Origin of the sequence: Corallococcus sp. AB049A (assembly GCF_003668885.1) — a bacterium.
Classification (GTDB): domain Bacteria; phylum Myxococcota; class Myxococcia; order Myxococcales; family Myxococcaceae; genus Corallococcus; species Corallococcus interemptor.
The window spans coordinates 1-429 of record NZ_RAWL01001194.1 but is presented as its reverse complement, the minus strand read 5'-3'; the positions used below and the strand labels follow the sequence as shown (position 1 = coordinate 429).

Here is a 429-nt window from a genome sequence, read left to right as displayed (position 1 = left end):
CTTCTGCACCGCACGGATGCCGACGATTTCGATTTCGTCGCCAACCTTGATCACGCCGCGCTCGATACGACCGGTCACCACGGTGCCGCGGCCCGAGATCGAGAACACGTCTTCCACCGGCATCAGGAACGGCTTGTCGATCGCACGCTCCGGCTCCGGAATCCAGCTGTCCAGCGCGTCGACCAGCTTCAGGATGGCCGGCACGCCGATGTCGCTCTGGTCGCCTTCCAGCGCCAGGCGGGCCGAACCGGCGATGATCGGAGTGTCGTCGCCCGGGAACTCGTACTTGCTCAGCAGTTCGCGCACTTCCATCTCGACCAGCTCGAGCAGCTCGGCGTCGTCGACCATGTCGGCCTTGTTCAGGAACACGACGATGTACGGCACGCCGACCTGGCGCGACAGCAGGATGTGCTCACGGGTCTGCGGCAT

1 protein-coding gene is annotated in these 429 nt (G+C 64.8%); it reads right to left on the bottom strand.

From position 1 onward, the window contains the following. On the bottom strand, positions 1-429 hold a 429-nt coding region (locus tag D7X55_RS46755; protein WP_233610466.1), incomplete at both ends, for a GTP-binding protein.